This is a genomic window from Rhodopirellula sp. P2, assembly GCF_028768465.1.
Classification (GTDB): domain Bacteria; phylum Planctomycetota; class Planctomycetia; order Pirellulales; family Pirellulaceae; genus Rhodopirellula.
In genome coordinates, this window is sequence record NZ_CP118225.1 from 2439960 (window position 1) to 2462690 (window position 22731).

9 protein-coding genes are annotated in these 22731 nt (G+C 57.9%); 4 read left to right on the forward strand and 5 right to left on the reverse strand.

Annotated features, from left to right (window positions below; translation table 11 throughout):
* Positions 1-152: 152 nt before the first annotated feature.
* From PSR62_RS08735 to PSR62_RS08750, 4 genes are all read right to left on the reverse strand, one after another.
* Positions 153-1364 (reverse strand): aminotransferase class V-fold PLP-dependent enzyme, encoded by a 1212-nt coding sequence (locus tag PSR62_RS08735; protein ID WP_274407393.1) that lies wholly within the window; start codon positions 1362-1364, stop codon positions 153-155.
* 66 nt (positions 1365-1430) lie between these two features.
* On the reverse strand, positions 1431-12101 hold the full coding sequence (locus PSR62_RS08740) for a PVC-type heme-binding CxxCH protein (protein WP_274407394.1): 10671 nt from the start codon (positions 12099-12101) through the stop codon (positions 1431-1433).
* Positions 12098-16444 (reverse strand): hypothetical protein, encoded by a 4347-nt coding sequence (locus tag PSR62_RS08745; protein WP_274407395.1) that lies wholly within the window; start codon positions 16442-16444, stop codon positions 12098-12100. Before PSR62_RS08745 ends, PSR62_RS08740 begins: the two co-directional genes overlap by 4 nt.
* Positions 16445-16707: 263 nt before the next feature.
* The gene (locus tag PSR62_RS08750) at positions 16708-17055 is read right to left on the reverse strand and encodes a hypothetical protein (RefSeq protein WP_274407396.1); all 348 of its coding nucleotides are present in this window, start codon (positions 17053-17055) and stop codon (positions 16708-16710) included.
* Between the two features lie 264 nt (positions 17056-17319).
* Here PSR62_RS08750 and PSR62_RS08755 point away from each other — a divergent pair, with 264 nt between their 5' ends.
* The 4 genes from PSR62_RS08755 (at position 17320) to PSR62_RS08770 (ending at position 21712) form a co-directional block, all read left to right on the forward strand.
* The gene (locus PSR62_RS08755; RefSeq protein WP_274407397.1) at positions 17320-18573 is read left to right on the forward strand and encodes a sensor histidine kinase; all 1254 of its coding nucleotides are present in this window, start codon (positions 17320-17322) and stop codon (positions 18571-18573) included.
* Positions 18574-18652: 79 nt separating this feature from the next.
* Complete coding sequence (locus PSR62_RS08760; protein WP_274407398.1) at positions 18653-20152, forward strand: S41 family peptidase; 1500 nt, start codon at positions 18653-18655, stop codon at positions 20150-20152.
* A 220-nt stretch (positions 20153-20372) separates the two neighbouring features.
* The gene (locus PSR62_RS08765; RefSeq protein ID WP_274407399.1) at positions 20373-20753 is read left to right on the forward strand and encodes a heavy-metal-associated domain-containing protein; all 381 of its coding nucleotides are present in this window, start codon (positions 20373-20375) and stop codon (positions 20751-20753) included.
* 26 nt (positions 20754-20779) lie between these two features.
* Positions 20780-21712: a sirohydrochlorin chelatase gene (locus tag PSR62_RS08770; protein WP_274407400.1), complete on the forward strand. Its 933-nt coding sequence runs from the start codon at positions 20780-20782 to the stop codon at positions 21710-21712.
* 73 nt (positions 21713-21785) lie between these two features.
* On the opposite strand, the gene PSR62_RS08775 is transcribed toward PSR62_RS08770, so the two are convergent.
* Positions 21786-22337, reverse strand: a complete 552-nt coding sequence (locus PSR62_RS08775; RefSeq protein ID WP_274407401.1) for a hypothetical protein — start codon at positions 22335-22337, stop codon at positions 21786-21788.
* Positions 22338-22731 lie beyond the last annotated feature (394 nt).

The window sequence follows — 22731 nt, forward strand, 5'->3', positions numbered from 1 at the left end:
AGAGGATCGGCGGCGCATCGCTGGGCGACACGTCATTATTGAAACCGATCCATCCCTTTGTTTCCATGCCTGCCGCTTTGGGCTCGACCCCATAATCGCCCAAAGACCCTCTTTTCCTGTCTTTTCAGGAGAGAACCCGAAGAGGGGAAGCGTCAGGCCAAGGCCGTGATTTGAGCGGCAATTTCAGCCACCGCCTGGATCGCCGCGTCAATCTCATCGGGTGTGGTGCCGTGTCCCCCGCTGATGCGAAGGGTGCCGGCCTGTTCCGTCCCGAGATGGCGGTGAATTCGTGCGGCACAGTGATGTCCGGATCGAACCTCCATTCCAAATTCCCCATCCAAGATTGCGGCGGCATCATCCGGCGGAAGATCTGGCCCAAAGTCGAGGCTGGCGATCGGAAGTGGGCCTGGGCGACCAAAAACTTGAACCCCTGCGATCGCATTCAATCCAGCATGAAGTTGCTGAGAAAGACCAGCCAGTTGCCGAGCGGAGTCCTCCCCCGGTGGCATCGAATCCATCGCCGCCAACCATCCCGCGATGGCCGGCAGGTTCATCGTGCCCGGTTCCAGTCTTTCGGGCATGGATTTGGGCATGCTATCCGACCGACCGTCGTGCCCCGTTCCGCCCTGCATCCAAGGCACGATCCAATCGTGCCACTCGGGTGACAGGCAAAGCATTCCGATCCCCGGTGGACCGCCGCATCCCTTGTGAGCGGGTGCCGCCAAGGCATGCACGCCGAATCTCTGGACATCAACCGGCAAGTAGCCCAAGGACTGGGCCGCATCGCAAAGGAACAGAATTTGATGCGACTCGTTTCGCGATTGGTTGTGTTCCGCGATGGCCGCTCCGATCTCTGCAATCGGTTGGACTGCCCCGGTCACGTTGGACGCATGCGACAGAGCCACCAAGCGAGTGGTGTCATGGATCTTTTCGATGACATCGCTTGCGGAAAGCAGACCGTTGACGTCCGGTGAGACTTCTTCGATCGTCGCGCCGGCCGCTTTTGCAGCAACGAGCAGTGGTCGCACGACGGCGTTGTGTTCGACCGCAGAAGTCAGCAGGTGCGAGCCGGTTCCGATCGCATGCGACGGACCGACCAGCCCATGAATGACGGCGTTCAGCGCGGAGGTGCAGCCCGAGTGAAAGCTGATGCAGTGGTCCGATTCTGCATTCACGAAACGAGCCAGTCTCGATCGCAACGAACGAGTGAGTTCGCTGGCCTTCATCGCCGACGCGTAGTTGCCTCGCGAAGCCGATGAGCCAACGTTGGTCAGAAACTCAACCATCGCTTCGGTGACGCCCGCCGCTTTCGGCCACGACGTCGCAGCGTGATCCAAGTAGATGCGGGGTTGGGTGGCAGGCACGGTTGGGGCAGACGGTTCAGTCGGGAGAGGGCGTTGATTCAGCGGTGAAGGTGGCGCCGGACGGCATCACAAACCTTCGGCGGTGTACCGCCAGCGTTTCAGATAGCCAATCAGATCCGACATTTGATCAACCGACAAGGTTTGTTCCATCCCGCTGGGCATCAACGAAGCGTCGACGGCGCGAAAGGTTTCGATGTCATCGCGATTGACTCGCCGTTGTTGGTTTCCCGCTTCCAGCAAAGTGACCGAGTCAGAATCTTCTTTGTGCAGCAACCCCGAGACGACCTCGCCATCCACGGTCAAGATTTGATAGCGAGTGAATGAAGCGTCGATCGCTGCATCGGGATTCAGGACCGCGACCAGCAAAGCTTCCGCGGTTTTGGTGCGGCTGTCACTGATGTCAGGTCCCACGGCATGTCCCACGCCTTCCATGCGGTGACAATTGGAACAGTGTTGTGCGAACAGCTTTCGACCGGTGGAAACATCAGCGGTCGAAAACCGGTTTGCGACTTCGGCGTACTGCTCCAGCACCTTGGCTCGGTCTTCGGGCGGTGCAAACGTTTGATTGGCAAGTTCACGAATGGTTTTGTCGCGATGAGAACGCAACGCATTCGCGGTGGTCGCATCCACAAACGAGCGAGGCAGATGCTCTTGCTTGACCGCCAACAACAACCACTTGGCGGTGTCGGAATCCGAACGAGCGCGCCGGCAAACCACACCGCGTTCCTCGGGACGCCATGGATCCTGATGTGAAACCAGGATCGAACGCGTCCATTCAGGATCCGTTTTCAACAATCCGTCCAAGATTCGCGAACGAAGTTCGGCGTCCGTGGAATCCGTCAATCGATCACGAAGTGCGGACGAGTGGGGGGCGAGTGCAAGCAACACCTCCACCGCATCTTTGCGTCGGTCATGATCCTGGTCGGGATCCACCAAGGTCGCTTTCGCGGTCTCCGCGACACGAGCAAAGAAATCCGCTTTCGAACCCTCGATCGCGGCCTTGATCTTGGCGGTCGATCTCACACCCGTGATCCAGTTTGCGACGAATTGGAGCGAATCATTCTTGGCATCGACGCTTGAAATCAGATCCAGTGTTGTTTCGGAATCGGTTGCGGCTGAACGCCGGATCCAGCGCAGAAGATTGGATCGATGGTCGGCAGTGAGTTGGGTTTCGTCCGCTTCAATCGATCGGCGAACGAGTTCATGCAGCATCGGTGGCGGAACAGAGGGGAGCAGTTTTGCGATCAATTTCGAATCCGCTTGTTCCACCGCAAGCTTGTTCAGTGAGTCCATGACGGAATGGAATTCCGCGGTTTGCGGATGATCGGCGATCGCTTCACAACCGTCCGACGCGAGGAAGTTTTCCAAGGCAACGCGGCGAACCAATGCGCTGTCGTCACTGGCGAAGGAACGGAACGTTTTCGCGTCCCATTGGGGTGTGAGCCGCGCGGCGATGGCTCGCAGGCGAGGTTCCGATTCGGTGGTGAGCTTGGATTGTTGTTCGGGAGTGAGGTTTCCGAGTTGAGCCAGCAATGCCGCCGCACGGGCTTGGGTGGGTGAGTTGGTTGAAGGTGATTGCAGCAGTTCGGAGAGTTTCTTCTCGACAAGTGACTTGGAGGTTGGGTCAGCCAAATGCTGCGTCAGATGCAGGGTCGCCAAGGATCGACGGACGGGATCGTCGGAACGCAGCGCTTCGATGGCGTCTTGGTTGTTTTGGATCGACTGAAAGCCCGATTCGACACCCGGTGGAACCAAACGCCAGATGCGGCCCAGGTCGTTGCCGTGCCATGTGTCCGGCCGGTTTTTCAGTTCCTCTGGCGCCCAATCGGGATGCTCAATCACAGCGCGAGCCATGTCGAGCACCAGCACGGCGTCAGCTTGATCGGCGACCAAGTCCACCGGGCGAAACCAGGTGTGTTCATTGGCGAGCCACTCCGTTTCAACGGGCTCTCGAGTTGCTCGCCAGTTTTCACCGTCCAATCGCATTCGCTGTCTTTGGACCAGCGATCCGGTCGGTTCACAGACCAGCAACCACTTGTCATTGACCGCCAACACACCGCAAGCGGCGCTGAACTGACCGGCATGAAGATGGCTGGTCGTCCAGGCGTCGCTGATCGGATGAACCTCGGAGTGTTCACCTGCAGCGGCGATGTCCAGCAAGGCATCGACCGGTGCCAATTCGCGGTCTCGTTGAATGGTGTCGGCGTCCAAGACAGCCTGGATTGCTGGGTTGCGGTTGCTGCAACCGATTCGACGACCGAAATCATCGATCGTCAAACCGTGTTGGCTGTTGCCGGAGACTCTTCCCCAGTGACCACCGCGAGGGTCGAAGCAAAAGTCATTTTGTGAAAGCGTGAGGGGGCCAGCCTTGGAATCGAACTGAGGGGCGATGGCTTCGATCTTTCCGCCACGCAATCCGTTGGCGACGTAGACCAGTCCATCCGGGCCGAGAGTGGGGTGATTCGCTCGCAGTTGTTCGTTGCCCGTCGTGAAGCCACGGAACCAAGTTTGGTGATCGTCCGCCAATCCGTCGCCGTCGGTGTCTCTCAGCCAAGCGATCTCCCCCGCCAGCGTCACGATCGCTCCATCGAGCCAGGCACCTGGTGAATTGGAATCGGGTTCGCTTGCATTTCGCGAGGGCCACGGCAACACGCCGGTTGCGAAATTCAAACCATCTGCGAACGTGGTGGCTTGGTCCATCACTCCATCGCCGTTCGTGTCACTGAGGACACGGATTCTGCCCTTCGTCGGTTTGGCATCTTCAGCAGGTTGCGGGTAGTCAGGCATTTCCACGACCCACAATCGACCCTGCGGATCCCATGCGGCTGAGACCGGATCGATGGTCATCGGTTCAGCGGCGACCAGTTGCAATTTCCATCCATCCCGGACTCGCATCGTGTCGGCGATGTCGGATGGACTGGGGGACGCGTTGGATTGTGCCGCTGCGTGTTCGAATGGAGAACTGCACAGGATGAGAACCAGCAACGCAGAGGCCCACAGACGCAATCGTCTTCGAAGGGTTTTCCAAAACGTTTCAAAACCGCTGAGCATCACCGCGGTGACCATCAAAGCAAGTGCGAGTGGGATCGGTGCCAAAATCATTGCGATGCATCCAAGTCCAAAAATCCAGGTCGCGGGGTGGGCCATCAAGTCCTGAATGTTCGTCACCCAGTTTGCTTGTGGGGCGTCGCGTCGAGTTCGACTGGGTTGCAAACGCAAGACGATCAACAGACAGGCACTGGTCAATAATAGCAGGAACCGCATGCCATGCTGGGCCCACTGCATCGTCATGGGCGATGAGGATGGCGTCGACCATTGCGGGGGCAACGATTGTTCACTCGACTGATATTGGCTGTCCACGATCCAGCGGTCTGGTTTTTGACTTGTGAGCACAAACGACCACTGACCGTCACCCAGTTTGGAGGCCTCGTTGCGTTGCCACCAATCATCGGTTTCGTTGGCCGAGTAACGTTGGATTTGCAACGCCAGGAAAGACTCCATTTCACTCCATGAAAACAAGGATTCCGGCGGGCGGTTGGTCAGTTCAGCGGAAACTCGCTCCAGCGAAACCGAGTCTTCGATGGAAGCATTGGTCGGGTCGAATCGGAGACCGGCGGATTGGCTGATCGACGCGTACCTTTGAAGCCAACTTTTCATCCAGGCGGCAACTTCTTCATCGCGACGATCGGCCAACGAATCGGAAGCGGCGGCAATCGAGCGAACAGTGTTCGTCGCCAAAATTTGCCATCGTTGATCCGAGGTGATCGCTTCCCAGCGACTTGCATTCGTCTCCAGACTTTCTTGGTTCGAACCGTTGGAGTCTGGTTGGATTGAATCGGAGTTTCCTTCGTCCGGGGTGCCCGTGCCCGTGCTGGCGTCAGCCGAAGAGCGATTGGAAAGTGACAGCAAATTCGCTGGGTTGCTTCGCCGCGACAGCAGTCGGGTGTAGGTGCATTGAGGCGGCGTTTGAATCTCATCCCACGACGGTGTGCTTGATTCTGGCTGGATGGTGTTTCCAGGTCCCTCATCCATTTTCAGCAGAACCTCGATTCCCTGGCTGAGGCGGCTCAACGGCAACAGGAATTGGAGCTTCCCGGCTGGCAAAGAGATCACGTCTGCAGGCAGCCCATTTGTCCAACCCGCCACAAAACGAGTGTGCTCTGGCAGATTCAGCGTTAGGTGAGAGGCATCGCCGGGAACGATGTCAAACCGGCTGACTAAAAAACGATCGTTCAGCAATTGGTGGTCCGCGTGCATGATGGCGGCGACGTTGTTGGTCTTCCGCAACGGTTCCAGTTCCACCGACCAGTTCTCGCTCGCGACGCGAAAGTAGCTGTGTTCTTCGTTGCTGTCGGTGGTCCGTTGAGTGGGGGCTTGGTCCGTGCCTTCATTGTTCGAACGGTTGGTCTGTTCCTGGTCGGCCTGTTCCTGGTCGGTCGGGGCCTGGTCGGTCGGGGCCTGGTCGGTCGCGACGCCCTTGGCGAGGGCCTGCTGGGCCGGCAGATTCCACCTTGGTTGCGGCATGGGTTCGACCCCGTTGGTTTCCCAGCGGATCGGAGCGTTCGTCAAGCGGTTGGGAACCACGATGTCGGTTCGTGAACGCTGGGCTTGCAAGACCCGGATCTTAGGGACACTGACACGCAACAAATCACCCGCCGCGAGGCGACTGGTCAGACGAATGGAGCGGATGCCCTGGTCGGCCAAACGAATGCGAATGACCTGTCGAGCGGGGCTGAGAGTGGGTTGCCGCGTGGATGCACACAGCGGATGGATTTGAAGAGCGTCGCACCAACGCGATGGCATTTCAACATCGAGGAAGTCCGGTGATTGCTTGGAATTCAACTGAATGTCTGTTTGAGCGATCCAGCGTCCTTCTTCCCAACGCAAGGAAACCCGGACATCGGTTTGAAAGGGATGACGAATGGGAGTCACTCGAAATCGAGCGTCTCCCAGAACGTCCAAGGCGGAGTCACGAATCAACCATTGATCCATCAGGATTTTTCCCGCAGCGAGCATGGACGCTGGGCCCGCGTCTCCTGACTTTTCGCCTTCGAACGGAGGGGGCGTCTTCCACTGGATGTTGGCGTTGGCCGAACGTGAGACAACCACTTCGTTCACGGAGGAAATGTCGCCGATGGAATGCACCGGTTCGATGTGCATCAACGCCAAGGCATTGTCGTTTGACTTTCGTTGTTCCACTTGAGCTTCGACCATCACCTCCATTCCTCGGCCTTCGTAGCGGATCAAAAGACAATCGCGGTTGTGTTCTCGAACTAATTTCCACTGCGTGCCTGAGGGGTCTGATCCCGAGTCCGCAGGAAGGGTGGTTGGATCGGCGATTGCATCCGCTTCATCGTCGTCGAGAGTGGCCGTCTCGGGGGCCTCGGAAGTGGAAGCCAAACCACCGGCAGCGGCCGGGGATGTGTCGGGCAGGCCAGGTTGTTGAATCCGCCAGTTGAAAATTTGTGCTTGGGGCGGAATCGCAATTTTGATCATCTGTGGACGAAAGTTCTCCTGCAGCGTCGGTGTGCTGTCCTCGCCATTGGGATCGATCGTTCCAACCACCGAATTGGCGGTGGCGGAATCTGCGGTGACAGGATTCGGGTCAAAGGTGGCCTCGAGCCGGATGGATTGGTGCGACGAATCCAGGTGGATCTCTTGCTTCGCATGAAAGACCAAGCGGCTCCGGTCCACGATCCCGATGCGGACGATCGGGGTGGTTCCAGAACTCTTGGCGGCTCGGTCGAGGCGGCTGATGGAGCCCAACCATTGGGCGTAAAATTGTTCAGATGGAACTCGTTCGGTACCCAGTGACGCGGGCCACAGTGGCTGCAGTTCGCTCGACAGCGTCCAGGCCACCAAGGTTTCCGCAAAAACGGTGCGTGAATTCGCGAGCGGTGATTCGTCGTCGTCCGGTTCTTGCCAATGATCGTGCAATGAGAGACCGGGACAACTCAGGACCCGTTCGTCATCGACCGGCGACTCGGGTGGATTGGCAGAGTCATTCGGTTCCGTGATGGTCGCTTCGGACACGGGGGCCCCGGATTCTGCTGACCAAGCCGAGCTGAGATCCCAGACCAATCGAAGGGGTTCAGCCGATGAGCTGACTCGAGTCAGCATCCATTGGTTGGGAGTCTGCCGAAGCAACTTCCAATCGCGAGAAAGCAAACGTGGGATCGAGGTGGTCTCGCGATGGAACCGAAGGATGACTTCCCCGCCGGGAGGAGGTGGTTGCAAAGGCTCCAGCTCACATTCGATGGAACAATGGTTGGTGGTGGCGTTCAACCAATAGCGGCGTTTCCATTGGGATGCGGTGTTCCAAGCTTCCGGCAGTTGTGCGTCGCCGTCGGCGTTGTTGGGAGCGTCCGCTTCGTTTTCGGAGGCGGGGGCAATGTCGCTGGCAAGAGCATCGACGGTGGCTTTGCTTTGCAAATGAATGTGCAGTTGACTGCATGGTCCAATGGAGAACTGATTGGACGAGATGACGCCAAAACCAACCGGGCGATCCACCGCCGGCCACGCAATGTTGTCGGTCACCACGCGGTAGTTGTGGATGCGGTAGTCGCGACGCACCACCAAACGAGCTTGTGGAAGACTGGGCAACTCCGTTGTGATTTGCGTTCCCGTTGCGTGATGCGAGGTTTCGCATCGCAGCCGAAGTTGCAGGTCAAATCGATTGCCCGATGGAACCACGATCAGTGTCCCCGGCTGATCATCGGTGGTGGTCGTCAAGACACGCGTGCTTTCGTCCGGACGAATCAGCACCAATTCTTCGATGGACTCAGGTGAGAACGGAAGTCGAAGTCGACTGCTGGGGATGGACGTTTCGACGGTGAATCGTGCCAGCAATTCGATCGGGAATTCTTCGCGAGCCAAACTGATGGCTCGTTTCGAACGTTCGGAGGTCAAATCCAATTCGTAGTTCGTGTTCAGGAACGAAACCTGGCGAACACGCTCATCCGACCGGATGAGGAACAGGTCCTCATACAGCGACTCGGGAATGTACGCTTTGTTGCCCATGGGTTGGTTGTTGGAATCCAATGGCACCAACACGTCCCTCGTTTGTGCCGATGCCACGCCACCGCTGATCACGAAGGTTCCGATGATTGCCCAACCGATCCAGTTGCGTAGCAACGCGGAACTGGAAAAATCGCTGGGCGGATCTCCACCCGCCGAATGGGATGGGGACACGGAACGATTCGATGGAGCGGGACCGGCGGGCGGTTGCCGCAAGGAAGGTTCGGAACGGTGGGAGGATTGCCAGTGTTGAGTCGTCATACGCAACAAACTGATCGTCAACGGCAACGCGACCCACGCGGTCAGCGAAACAAACGTTTCCGGCCACAGAAGCATCGCGAAAAGGCTCAAAGCCAAACCGCAGGCCACTCCCCAACGCGCGGCCCAACCCGCGATGAGACTGATTGCGAGGATCACCAATGCACCGACCCAGCCGATTCCAATCACGATCTGGGAGAAAATCAAATGCGGCGCCTCGGAAGAACCTAGCAGTGGGATTTGCAGGCTGTCTTCGGCTGGGGTGATGCGAAGTTGCGAACTCAATGTCAGGCCGACGACACGCAAATCCGAAACCTGTGTTTGTCGCAACCACGACGTTTCAAACGACGTGGTCGTCCATACCATCTCCAAGACCGCTTCGGATTGGAGGGGCGCTGCAAACCGAAGGTGATGTTGAGGGGTCATTTCGGGTTGCACTTCGACCCCATTGATTCGGGCCTCAATCAGGTGAGCGTCCCAAGGAAATTCGACGTCGATGGGTTGTGTCGCAACGATCTCAAAACGGGTTCGAACTCGATCGGCGCCACTGGCCGAAGCAATCACATGGGTGAGTTGCTGACGCACCAGGTTCGACGGCGGCATTTGGTTTTTGCGACGAACCTGGATGACCACGTGGGGAGAGGTTTCGTAGCGGTAACGAAAAGGCTCCGTTTCAGCAGTGGTGTTGGCCGTTGGGATACCCACCAAGTTCGCCACTGGGCGAGCCAATTGCAGTTCCGAGTCGATCGACAGTTCGCAGGTTTGGGAGGTCGCATCTGCCAAGCGGAACAAACCGATTGGATGTGACTCCGACCTTGCATGCTTGTGAGACGGGACGTCGCTGATCGGATGAATGCAAGTCCCGATCAAGGAGGATTGATCACCGAAGTTTCGGGGCACCGGAATACTCCACTCAAACCATCCACCGATTCCACCCGGTGCTGGCGTGGGCTGGGTGACGTTGGTGGCGAGTGGGGTTTCGCCCGCCGGTTCCGGTTGCGGTTTCATGGATTGACGCGGCACCCACCGCAGCACGATTCCTTCGTCCTCCACGGAATTGAATGCCGAGGAAGGCGAAAGGCGAGTTTGCCATTTCATGTCTTCCGGGGGAGATTGTTCCGATCTCGCAGCCAAGCGAACTTTGACGGACCGCGATGTCTGTGGCAAACCTTCCACTTGTACCTGCACCCGTTGTTGAATGCCGTTGCGAACCATCGTCAAGCTGGTTTGGCACGAGCCGACAATGGTGCTGTCAGGGGTCTCCAGCGTGAGGGAAGGTGTTTGGCGAATGGATTGACTCAGGACGATCGCGTCACCAGGAAGGGGTGCAAAGAAACGTCGCTGCTCAGTGGACAGTTCCGAGAATTCAATTCGCGAAGGTGTGATCGCGGTTTCTGCTGTCCAGCCCATGTCCGCCGGTGGAATCACTGCCGCTGTCATTTGGCCTGGGCAATTGATGACTCGAATCATCCACAGCGCATTGACGCGAGGGTTGTTGGGATCTCGCCGGGTTTGTCCCGTGGCGCGGATCTCCAGCGTTCCCTCTCCGCTGGATCGTGTTTGGATTTCATCGGGACTCGGCCAAACCGTGATGCGACGACCGCGGCGATTGGGAGCGTTGATTGTCAGGGTTCGGCGTGTCTCGCCCACCGTGATCGAATCGAACGAGAAACCATCTTGGATCTCCAATTGAATGGGCGCCAATCGATCGGAGGCCATTGTCAATTGAATCGTGCAACGCGCTTGAATGGCGTTGTCTTCGAGCAGGAATCGAGTTTGATGATCCGCGTAGAGGAGCGGTTCGGATTGGGCCAATTGGATTCCCCATGAGTTCGCCAGCGAAGGAACCGGCAACGCATCGGGTTTTTCTGCGTCGCCTGTCGCTTCTTTCAGCAGCCTTGCCTCCCAAGGGGCTCGCGAAACAGGCGGGCCAATTGCGTTCCAGATCGAAGTGGATTCGGACGACGAGGCAGCCTCCTTCGGGGGCGGAAGGAGTTGCCAATCATCCGGCAATTGCCAACCTGTCGCGAACAGGTGCGCGGGCATCGTCCACTGCAACTGCCACGGCGCGGCGGAGACCACAAATGAAGTTGGGAAGATCGGTTCCGGCAGCGAGATGGAATCGGCGTTTGGATTCAGCGGAGCGGTTCCCTCCACCAGGATGATGCGTGAATCGGCGGCGGAAGGGACGTCGGCTTCCTCGATGGCAGCCAATTGAATGATTGACGCAGGGGATGGTTGGGAACTCGCGTTTTTGAGATTGGTGACCAAGGGGCGAGAGGTGAACGGGACTTCACGCTCGTCCACCTCGATCCGGGTCACATCGCCTCGCAGCCAAACCCAAGGTGGGATGGAGGCGATGGGTTGAGGATCGATGACCAAACGACATTGCCAATTCAGAATCGAGCCATCGTGATCCAACGTCATCCGGCAACCGCGAACGATGGTTGCTGTTTGAACTTCAGCGGCGGCTTCATTCAACGTTTGCAGTTCCAAATCCAATCGTTGTGAACCAGCTGATTCGACGAAGATCCAACGACTGCCGTCCAACGAGGAGCCACCGGTGTTGCTGTCAGCGATGTCTTCGTACCAACTGGGCAACGCTCCTGGCGGAACTTCTCGTAGCACCGCTTGCTCGCAATGCAGCGTTTGGTTGGGGGGGACTTGGATCCATAAACGCGAAATCAAAGCCCGTGGCAAGCTGAGTTCCCAGCGGCTGCCGTTCCAGGTGGGCATCGCCTGTTGTCGCCAATCCCATGCCAGCGTTCGATTGGCCAACGGCCGATCGGAACCACTGGTGGCGATGCTGAGCAATCCAGAATTGCTGGACTCAAAGAGAGCGGTGGGCGAGTCCGTTTCCAGTCCCGATTCATCGTCCATTTCACGCAGTCGGGAGACGGCGAAGCTGACTTTGCCAAACGGTTGTTTGTTGCCGGCTTGTGACGAAAACAGCATCCGACTGGCCTTGCTGATCAAGGCTCCGTCTTGGATCGTCGCTACCATTTCGCATTGCAGGATGTCGTCGGTCGATGACTCGGCATCCGCTTCGGCTGCTTCGCCCAATGCTTGGCTCAGTTCGTCGGCTGCAACGGGGCGAAAGTCATCCGGCACGAGTCTTGCAATCTGGGACCCAAACAGTGAGATCCAACGCAAGGATTCATCGCTGCGCACCTGTTGCGCGAGCCCTGACCACTGAGCCAGACTCTCGGACGTTTCCCGGGAACTCGCTTCGGTCTCAACCGTGCTGGCCGCAGGCGGCTCCTTTTCGGCGGGGGCTTTTGGACCCGGTTCCTGTGGTTCTGAAGTTTCCTCTGCCGATTGTTCTTCGGCGACTGTTTTCGCGACAGTTTCGCGCTCGAGGGCCTCGGTCGGTGGGTCGTCCGCGAGGGCCAGTGAGGTCAGCGTCATCCAGGTTGCCAGGATCATCATCCCGATCGATTGACTCGATCCGTACCGCGTCATGATGAAGTTCCTGGGGAGTGGCTTGCCGTGGCTCCTTCTTCATCAATGCCTTCATCCAACGAATTGGGAAGCGAGTCCAAGCCTTCGTTGGAACGCTGGCCTGAGTCGACGCGGCGGCGTGACGATCCGCTGGGGGCATGCGGGTCCGCTGATTCATGGGTGACGGATCGTGAGCCCGGTGAGGAACCCTGTCCCTTTCGGTTCAAGTGAGTGGAGCCATAAGGCGGGATCTTCTCGGAAGCACGCGATGCACCAGATGACTGCAAAACACGCTCGGAGGTTGGGGGCGAAATCAATGCGGAGATGGCGTAGAAAACCGCAACAAGAACCAACGAGATCATGATCAGTTGCGCCGTCACGATCACTCCATCAGGAGCAGCGACCAACACACCAGCCAACACCACCGCCAGCAAGATGATTGCAAAGGGATGCCGGCTCTTGGGGAACAACTGAGTCGAGGCTGCAAGCAACAACGACAAACTGCCCACTGCCAACCACATCAAGGTCCGGGACACGGTCAACGCTGAAAAAGAGTACGGATCGCTGGAGTAGAAAAGATATTGGTTGCTAGGAACCGTGAACGCGGCATTGGCCGTCGATTCTTTGAGTGAACTGAGCAGCGAGGTGTTGTCTTGGAAGGGGAACGTGACCCATTCCAACAACTCGGTGTCGTCGACGATCGGCTGCCGCGACAATCGCAACTGCTCGCGTTCCCAACGCATCAAGCGGCCACAGGACGACGAAGCCCAGAACAGGTGGGAGTCGGTGGGAACCGACAATTGCCAATCGATTTGGGCGGATCCAATCGGTAACTGCATCAGCGGTTCGATGCTGGTCCACCACGGACTGGCTTCGGTTTCCGTCCACAACCGAATGTCCAGGAGGTGTCGAGAGGGTGGGGCGGATTCGTTCGTCTGCGTGGGGTTCGCACTTGCGATCGCCGGTATGTCGATTCGCAATCCGCTGCGTCCTCTCGAAGTCGCGATGAGGTTTCCATTCAATCGAGTTTCAATCCGAATGGTTTTGAGTTGTTCCGACAAACCAATCGAAATTTGCTGCCCGCCTTCGACAACCGCGATCAATTGTTCATGGCGTGTGCGTTGACCAACCAAACTTCGGAGCACCGCTCGAGTGACTCGAACAGGGGATTCTTCCAGTGATTCCTGTTGGAATCGCAACGAAAATGGAGCGTCCGGAATCGAAGTCAGCGACCATTCATTGGTGAGGATTGGAGCGGCACCGTTTTCAGGCGACGCCAGCTGTCGAGTGCCAGCAAGCAAACGTTCGTCGCCGACCGTGGCGATCCAAATCTGTCCCACACCATCAGTGACTGAATTGGGAAGGTTCAGGCGATAGTCCTTTTCCAATGTGACTTGGTCAGCGATCGGGGTTGGAATGGCGACGAGGATTTGGTCAACGATGGGCGGGGGATCCGTGTTCGACGGATGGTCCGTGGCACTGCCCAGTGCACCGTCCTGCGAGTTCTCCGACACACCATCTTGCTCGGATGCATCGCTGGGCGAGTTCTCGCCATTGGCCAGCGTTGGTTGGTCGCTGGTTTCAGCTGAGCCATTGGCAATCGTGTTGGCATCCCCCGTGTCGTCAACGACCGCGCTCGGCTCGATGCCGTTGACGGCCTCGGACTCAGGGCGGATCAACGTTTTGGAAATCTTGGGGGCATGCAGAAGGTCACGCAACAATGATCGCGAAACCAGTTCAATTTCATGGGTTCCGACCGACAGACGAGGCGTGACGATTTCATATTTGACCCAGCCATCAGAATGGGAATCGGATTCCGATTCCCGAACCATCGCTGGCACGCCATCGACCACGGAGGTCCACTGCACGTTTTGCTCGTAGGGCGTCGGGATTTCAAACGGCAAGATGCCTTCGAGATCGATGGTGCTGGTGAGCGTCCAACGGGTTTGGCTGATCCACTGGTTGCCTTGCGTGCCCATCGAGGTGCCGCCAGCGAGGCTCAGACGCAATGGGCGTTCCGTGAAATTACCGGTCACATTCCACGGTCCGTCCACCGACAGCAACCGAAAACGGCTGGAGGAATCGTTGTTGATCCGCTGGAGGTTTTCGCTTTGCGAAAGGTCCACGGACCATTGCAGACGTTTCGCATCGGTGACGTGAAGCGAGGCTTCCGTGACGGCACTGGAGGATTCGTTCGTTTGCAGTTTGGGGAGTGTCAGCGTGAGAGGATCCGAGACCATCTGCTCGGTGACGACGCGTTCGCACGTGATCACGTATTGGCGAGGCCATTTGCCATCGGACGCATCGGCTTGCCACTGAACCAAACCTTCTGAGATGGAAACATCGAGTTCCGTCTCTGCGTCATCCGCCGTCAGGTGGGTCAAGTGCCATCCCGACAAATCCAACTGCATGTCTTGCGGATCGATCCCAGCACCACTGGATTGGACCGTCATCACGGACCGAGCCAAGCGGTTGGTCATGCTCAGGTCGATCGCAATTTTCAGGCGTTGTTGTCGTTGCTTTCCTGACAACCAAACGGGCAGCTGAAACGCGTCGCGGAGAAACCGAAACGTTTGAGCGCGTTCGCCAACGTTGACTGTGGCGGCATCCGATGCGATCGCTTCCACACCCAACCGCGGACGCCACCGAAGTCGGTGGTCTTCTGCGGTGACCACGGTCACGGTTCCGCGATGACCGATCGCATCCGGGACGCGGGGCAACTGCATGATCCAAGGGGTGGTCGCGGAAGCTTCGGGAACCGGCAAACGCAGTTGCAATCGAACCTCGACCAGCGACGTCGACGTCATCGCGTCAGCGCGGTCGGTCGAAAAACGAACGCGACGGGTGGGCGCAGAACTGGATTCTGGCAGTGGATTGGTCTTGGGTTGAGTTTGCGAGGTTGCACTGTTCGGTGGATCATCCCCCAACAAGGTCATCGTCCAGCCCGAATCGGAGACATCCATGGCGGTGCCCGTTTCAAACGCCGTGTCGCTGACTTCGTCGCCGCCATTGGTGTCAGGCGACAGTCCGTTTTCACGGTTGTCCTCGTTGATGGCCACTTCAGGACTGCCCAGCAGGACGGCTCGTTCGGGCAACTCAATTTCAAAGTCGTCCAGTTGCCCTCGCAGATTGCGAACGATCATCTGAACTTGCATGGTGGGAGGGTCGGCTGGCGATTCCCAACGCAAGGTCGCGTTGGATTCGGTTTCCAACAGGCGAGCGGCCTGAGTGGCCGAAGGCAGCCATTGCCACTTGAAGGCGAATTCGCCGCCTTGGCTGTCGATCTCAAAACGCGAACGTCGTTTTGACTCATCCTCGGAGTCGGATTCTCGTCGCGCCAATTGACGCAGGACTTCACGTCCATTGCCGACAATCTCAGCGGTGATCAGAGGAGGCGAACTTTTGTTGGGATCCCATTGAAGAGGATCGACAGAGATTTCGACCCGCGTTGGCACGGTCGGCAGTGACAGCGGCAGGAAACTGGTCAGCGGTCCCAAGCGACGCACTCGCGTGGACATCTTCAGTTTGCAAATGCAGTCGATGGGGTTGTTGGGCGAGGCGGCTTCGGCCGGCAGGACAAGTTCATAGCTCAACCCGGCATTGGCTCGTGAAGAGTTTCCCAGGGCGGTGTTGCCGTTGGTGGTGGCGGAGGAGGCCGCATCCAGCAGCTCGTCGCGAGCAGCGGCTTTGCTCTGGGCCACACGAACGAATGCTCGCGCCAGTTCCCGCTCCGGTCCGGCATCCGAAGATGCCTCGTCTGACTCGGTGTCCAGATCGGAGTCGCGCTCGCCGGATCCCTTGTTGTGACTGGCGTCATCGTCGTTGGGGACCATCTGAACCATGGCTGGTTCCAATAAATGGAAGCCGTTCAGGCCCAGGTCCAGGACAATCGGAGTCGACGTGCCCTCTCGAGTGCTTCGAGGGTCGATGACGAAGTGGCAGTCCAGTTCGAATTCGGCACGCTGATCATGGGCCGAACCGACCAAGTTGATGCGTTGCAACGTGGCGCGGCGGTCTTGAACCTGAATGCCTTGTTCCAATCGACGCAAGCGATCGATTTCCTCGAATGACATTCGAGGCATGACCACGGGCGTTCCCGATTCGTCCAGAAACAAAAACGCATCCGGAGTGATTCCGCCCGATTCGCCACGAATGATTTCGGGGAGGGGCGTGGTGCCAGGAGGCTGCGCCGTGGCGTGGGTGGCAAAAACGATTGCGAAGAGAAGGCACGCTGCCAGCCTGACGCAGCCTCGCCATCCGGAGAAGATCGTTGCGATCTTGGACGGAAAGCGGGGGGAGCGATCGTTCGCATCCAGGTGGCGTTGGGATGCTGGCGCATGAATTTGGCCCGAGTACCGATCCATCGGCATCAGGAAGTGGAGAGTCGAGAAAGACGTTGGTCCGGTCAACGGGGCACCGTCACAGAAGAGTGGCGCGGCGATCAATCAGAAGAGGCCTCCCAGTTTACGCAAATCACGTGACCGGTAACAGCTTTTCCTGTCGAACCGGGCAACATCCAGTCAACTCAAAACCCCTTCCACCGCTACGATCTGACCAGACCGACCAATCTGACACGAAAAAGTGAGTTCGGCCCCCCCGAAAAGCGATGCCGATCGGTTGCAGGGAATTATCCCGCGTGGCGTCGTCGCCACAGGAACCGGAGGTAGTCGAGCATCATCCACTGGACGATCAGCAGCGCGACCGGCCCTCCGAACAGGAAAAATTGGCTGACCTTTTCGTTTTCAAACCAATTCACTCCCGCGGCCCCCAACGCTGACAAACTTGCCATCACAAAGGCACCGTTGATCAGCAGCAGGCCACAGGACAACACCACTGAACTGACCGAGGTCAGGCAGCCACCGGCGAAATCGGCCAATGGCATCGAAGACGCACCAATCCGCTCGGTTTCTTCGGGGGGCGAATCGGTCCGGTCGATCCCCATTCGCGAACCACGCTGCCCCTCAGGAACCTTCATCAAATCTTCTATGTTGCGAGATGCTGTGGAAAACACCAAACGTTAGACTGGGACGGTTTGGTGGCCACTGAATGGTAAGCGAGACATCGAGCATGCGTCTCGGATTAGCATGGCCGTTATCGGTGGATGAAACAACCTACCAGTGATCTCACGTTTGCCTTCGTCGAATCGAATGACGGTATGAGCCCAGACGCCCGACCAAGACCTTCTCCGATCTGCTTTTCCCAACCACCATTGAGGTCGTTCGGTCCTGCGATCGTCGGGATGGTTCTGATTCTGAGTTTGGTCATCGCCGGGGCATCCGCCTGGTTCGTCGGGGTGGTTAGTCTGGCCACCATCGGATTGTTGCTGATGTTCCGCCATTGGCACGACACGCAACAGGACGATGCGGTTTCCGCTTACGTTCGCGAGAGCACCGAAGACATTCAAAAGTGGCAAGAACGGCTTCGTTGCCTGCACGCGGAAACCAAACAAAATGCCTCGGCGCTGTTGCAGCTCAGCGACGGGGTGATCGTGTTGGCAAAGGATTTCTCCGTCCTGCTGATCAACCCCTCCGCCGTTCGATTGTTGGGGCTGAAAAAGCGAGACGCTTTGCTCGGACGTTGCTTCACCGAGTTGGTGCGGGTGCCTCAATTGTTGGCGTCGATTCGTTCGGCGGTCAAAGAGCAGCAACCGCAGGAGTTCGCGGTGGAAGTGCATGACCAGGGTGTCATCCGTCCCTTGCGGGTGCGGGTGGATTTGATCGACACCGGCGAAGAGTCGAACTTGCAGTTGTCGCTGCGTGATGAAACGGAATCTCGCCGCGTGGAGGACATGCGTCGGGAATTCATCGCCAATGTATCGCATGAGCTGAAAACCCCCTTGGCCGCCATCAAGGGATACGCCGAAACCGTCGAGTTGGCGGTCCAAGATGATCCCGATGCAGCCCTGCACTTCATGCAGCAGATCACCGCGCAGTGTTTGCGGTTGGAACGGTTGGTGCACGAAATGATGCAGTTGGCCAGGGCTCAGGCGGGGCCGGCAAACCTGCACCTGTCCAGCGTTTCGCTGGCGGAAATTGTCGGTGACGCGATTCGGACTTACGAACCCGTTGCGGTCGCCAATGGATTGGATTTGATTCAGGAAATCCCACCCGGCAAGGCCAAAATCATTGCCGATCGAGAAGCGACGCTGACCATCGCCAACAACTTGATCGGCAACGCCATTCGTTATACCCCCACGGGAGGAGAGGTGCGGGTTTCGATCGAAGAACAGCCCGAGCATTGGGCGTTGATTGTGAAAGACACCGGGGTGGGGATTCCATCGGCCGAGCAAAATCGAATCTTTGAACGCTTCTATCGCGGCAGTCGAAACGAAGAATCCAGCACCAGTGGCACCGGGTTGGGATTGGCGATCGTCAAGCACCTGACACAGGCTCAGGACGGCAATGTTTCGGTCACCAGCACGCCCGGCGAAGGCTCTCGTTTTTGTGTTTGCTTGCCTGCCGTGCAATCTTCGACGGAACTGAACCGGGTTTAGCGGGTCGGGGTTTCGTCGGACGGGGGTTGGCGTGATACGATGGGCGGGTTCTCGCTCATCTCCGTTTTCTGACGTCACCATGCTCCCACGAAACTTGACGCTGCTTTGTTCCGTGCTGGTCATCTCGTTCGCGTGTTATGTGATCCACCAGCGAACGAGAACCGCGATGATGGTGGGCGAAGCCTTGGAGATGATCGATCGATTCTACGTCGAGCCGGTCGACCGACGGACTCTTCTGACGTCTGCGATGGCGGGCATGACATCGACGCTGGATCAGCACAGCGAATACATTCCGCCGGTCAGCTATCAAGCGTTCCAGGACACGATTCACCAGGAATTTGCCGGCATCGGGATCTATGTCGATCAACCGGTCGAAAACGAACCGGTCCGGGTGATCACCCCGTTGGTGGGCTCTCCTGCGCTTCTTGCCGGGCTGATGCCGGGCGACGCCATCCTCGAAGTGGACCACGAATACGTGGGGGATTTGGACATCCGGTCCGTCAGTGAACGCTTGCGAGGCCCCATCGCAACAACGGTCGAGTTGTTGGTCCAACGTGGCGATGAAAAAGTCAAGTTGAGCGTGAAGCGGGACACCATCCAGTTGGAATCGGTCATCGGTGATCACCGCGATGAAAACAACGACTGGGTGTTTCGTGTGAGGCAGCAACCGGACATCGTTTACGTGCGAATGACCAGCTTTGGTGACAAGACGGTCAGCGAACTCCGAAATGTGCTGAGCCGTTTGGTGCCGAAATCAGATGTGTCGGGGTTGGTGTTGGACCTGCGAGGAAACGGCGGCGGGTTGCTCCATGCGGCAGTGGAAGTCTGCGATATGTTTTTGAGCTCCGGGAAAATTGTCAGCACCAAGACTCGCGGCGGCGTGGTCGAAGACGAGGTGTCCGCAACGGCGGGGACTTTGGTTCCACCTCGCATGCCGGTCGCGATCTTGATCGATGAGCATTCCGCCAGCGCCAGCGAAATTGTGGCGGCGGCGCTGCAGGACCATGGCCGAGCGACGATCGTCGGCACGCGAAGCTATGGCAAAGGAACCGTTCAAAATATCTTGCCCTTGGAATATGGACGCAGTGCTCTGCGACTGACCGTTGCCAAGTACTATCGGCCCAGCGACAAAAACATTCACCGTGGAATCGATGACACGGAAGAAGACGTGTGGGGAGTGAGCCCTGATCCGGGCATGAATGTGAAAGTCCCCGAAGAGGACCTGAGGCAATTGGCTCGTTTCTGGGAAGAGGCCTCTTACCCTTCTCTGAAAAATCGAGATTTGGCGGATGCTCATTTGAAGCTGGTCGATCCTGATCGGCAGGTTGAGTCGGCTGCCGACGAGGGGACCTCGCAGCCGCAGAAGGAATCGTCCGAGCAGGAGCCACCTTCGCCGGAGAACAAGACGGCCCCCGAGACCGCTGATTCTGCTCCGGACGCAGACACCCCCGAAAACGAAAATTCGCAAACCGAGCGACCGCACCCCAAATCGGCTTGGGATTTGGACGCACCCTTGCGAACAGCCGTGGAAGCCATTCGATCGACAAACGGAGCGGCGTCGAGGGCCGCTGCGGCGTGACCAGACTGGAGGTCACATTGTCGCACATTGCCGACCGTTCGCCGCCATTTGTCCCGGAAAACGCTTGGTATTCGGGCGTGAAATCCATCTCAGTGGTTTGGCGGTTGTGATTCTGGATTCCGCATTGGTAAGCTAGATGCTGGGCTGAAACGGCGATGACGCTGTGATATTGCCACTGTCAGACCCTCCAAATTCACTTCCATTCAAGATGAGTTCCCCGATGAAATCGATCGTTTACGTTGTTGCCGCCCTGGCCGCCGTCGGAATCATGGTCGCCATTTCTGCGACCCCTGATCAGGCACCCGAAGTTGAAACGGCCGCTGCGGCGGCCGTCGTTGCAACGCCGGAAGTCATGGCCGAAGCCGGCACGATGACTTTGGAAGTGCCTGAAATGCACTGCCAATTCGCTTGCTTCCCTCGCGTTCAGGAAACCTTGGAAAAGAACGATGCGGTCAGCGAAGTCGCTTTGGTCGACCAACCTGATCCCAACACTTTGACCGTCAAGAAAGTCGTGGTGAAGTACAACGCTGGGTTCGACGTTTCGTCCGCTCTGGCTGCTTTGCAAAAAGAAGGTTTCAGCTCTGCCCAAAAGGTGCAGTGATCGGCCTTGCCGGTGAGAGTGGCTCAATGGAAGGTCGATCCCCTGCAAACGAAGCCACCTCCAATCGGAACACAGGCGTTGATCCGCAGTCTTTGTCCCCGGAGCATCCGCGTCGGGGAATCCTGCTGATCGGCCACGGGACTCGCGATCAGCGTGGGACCGATGAATTCTTTGAGTTGGGCGAGCGTCTGGCTTCGCGTCTGGCTGGACGAGCGATCGTTCAGCCTTGTTTGTTGGAGTTTCAGTCGCCCACAATTGATGAAGGTTGGCGCCGGTTGCTGGACGCGGGAGCGGATCAAATCACCGTTTCGCCGCTGCTGTTGTTCGCCGCAGGGCATGCGAAGTCCGACATCCCCGATGCGGTGGAAAACGTCGCTCGCCAGACTCAAACGCTGGACCGGATCGCTGGCTACAGTCGTCCGATATCGCGGCAGCCGCACATGATCGATCTGGTTCGGGAGCGGTTGTTCGAATCGCTGGAATCTGCCGCGCTGGAAGCCGGAGATGAAACGTCCCCGTCGATCGCCGTGGTGATGGTGGGCCGCGGAAGCTTGGACCCCTGTGCTTCGTCGGACATGCGATTGCTGACCGAGGTCACGCTGCGTGGTCGCGTGAACGAGTGGGGACGCTCGGGATCCGCTTCGCAGTCGATTGCGGATCATTGTGGGCTCAACGCGGGTGGATGGTGCACCACGTTTTACGCAATGGCTCAGCCACGATTGCCGGACACGCTGGATCAATTGGCGGCAAGCGGTCGGTTCGGGCGTGTCATTGTTCAGCCGCACTTGTTGTTTTCAGGGCGACTCTATGATGCGATCGTTCGTCAGACAAACGAGGTCGCGGCGAAGTTCAGTGAGATCGATTTCGTTGTCTCACGATACTTGGGGCCGGATTCCAAGGTGGCCGCGGCAATCGCCGATCGAATCGATTCCCTGCGATCCGAAGACATCAGCGGTTGAGCCCCATTCCGTGGGAGAGATTGATCTGCATGGGGCGCCCGTCTCGAAGGCAATCGGGCCGGGCGGACGATTTTCAGTCTGGAAGTTTGCGGCGAAAGTTCGGCCGTTTGGCTTTGGGTAACTCGGCCTGATGTTCTTCCTGGTGTCGACGTCGTTCAACAGCAGAGGCGTAGTAAGTCAGGTAGGTGTCACTGTCATCCACACACCGCCATTCCAGGCACTTGCCCGGTGCATCGACTTTCTTCTCGCAAGCGGGAAGGATATCGCGGTAGATCACTCGATACAGTTGGCGGTCGGACAGATGATCGGTGTAGGTGAGTTTGATGTTTTGAGAATGCAGTTGCTGGATCGTTCGTTGCAGTTCCACCGACAGGGCGGCATCGTCCAGCGATTCAGGGGCGGGGATTTGCAGCGGTGGGTCAAACCACTGGGCAATCGCGAGTGCCGGTGCTCGTTCCCAGGCGAGGATTGACGCCAGGTATTCGTTTTCCTTCTGAAGCGGCATGCTTCGCGTGGTCGGATCGTCGATGGAATCATCACGATATGGTTCTAGCTCGTCTCGCAGTCGAGCGTTGGTGAGAATCAAATCCACCTCGTCGATCATCGGCTGACTCGTTTCACTCATGTTCTGATTACCCTTCGTCCTTTAGCTGTATCGCGTGACCGGGGCCCGTACCCCGCACTCCGTTTGATTGGCGTCGAAGCAACTCGCGGCGACACTCCCAAGCTATCCAGGCCAGCTCATGACTCAATCTGGAATTGAGTCAAAACAGCGAAGTCGAGAGATTTTTGCCCAAACGTGTGTGTCTTGATCGCTACGAACGTCACGATTTACCACGTTTCACGCCGTTCGGGGCTTGTCGGTTCAGCCTGCGAGCAGTCCCGAGCGGCACGGCAGCATCTTGGGCATGAATGGCTCCGGAGGAGTCGGCGTTCCTAGCTCAGGGTGGAAGCCCCGAGAGACCTCGAGTTCACAACCCGACGCGTGAGCGAGGGACCCACAGGCTTGTTGCAATGGC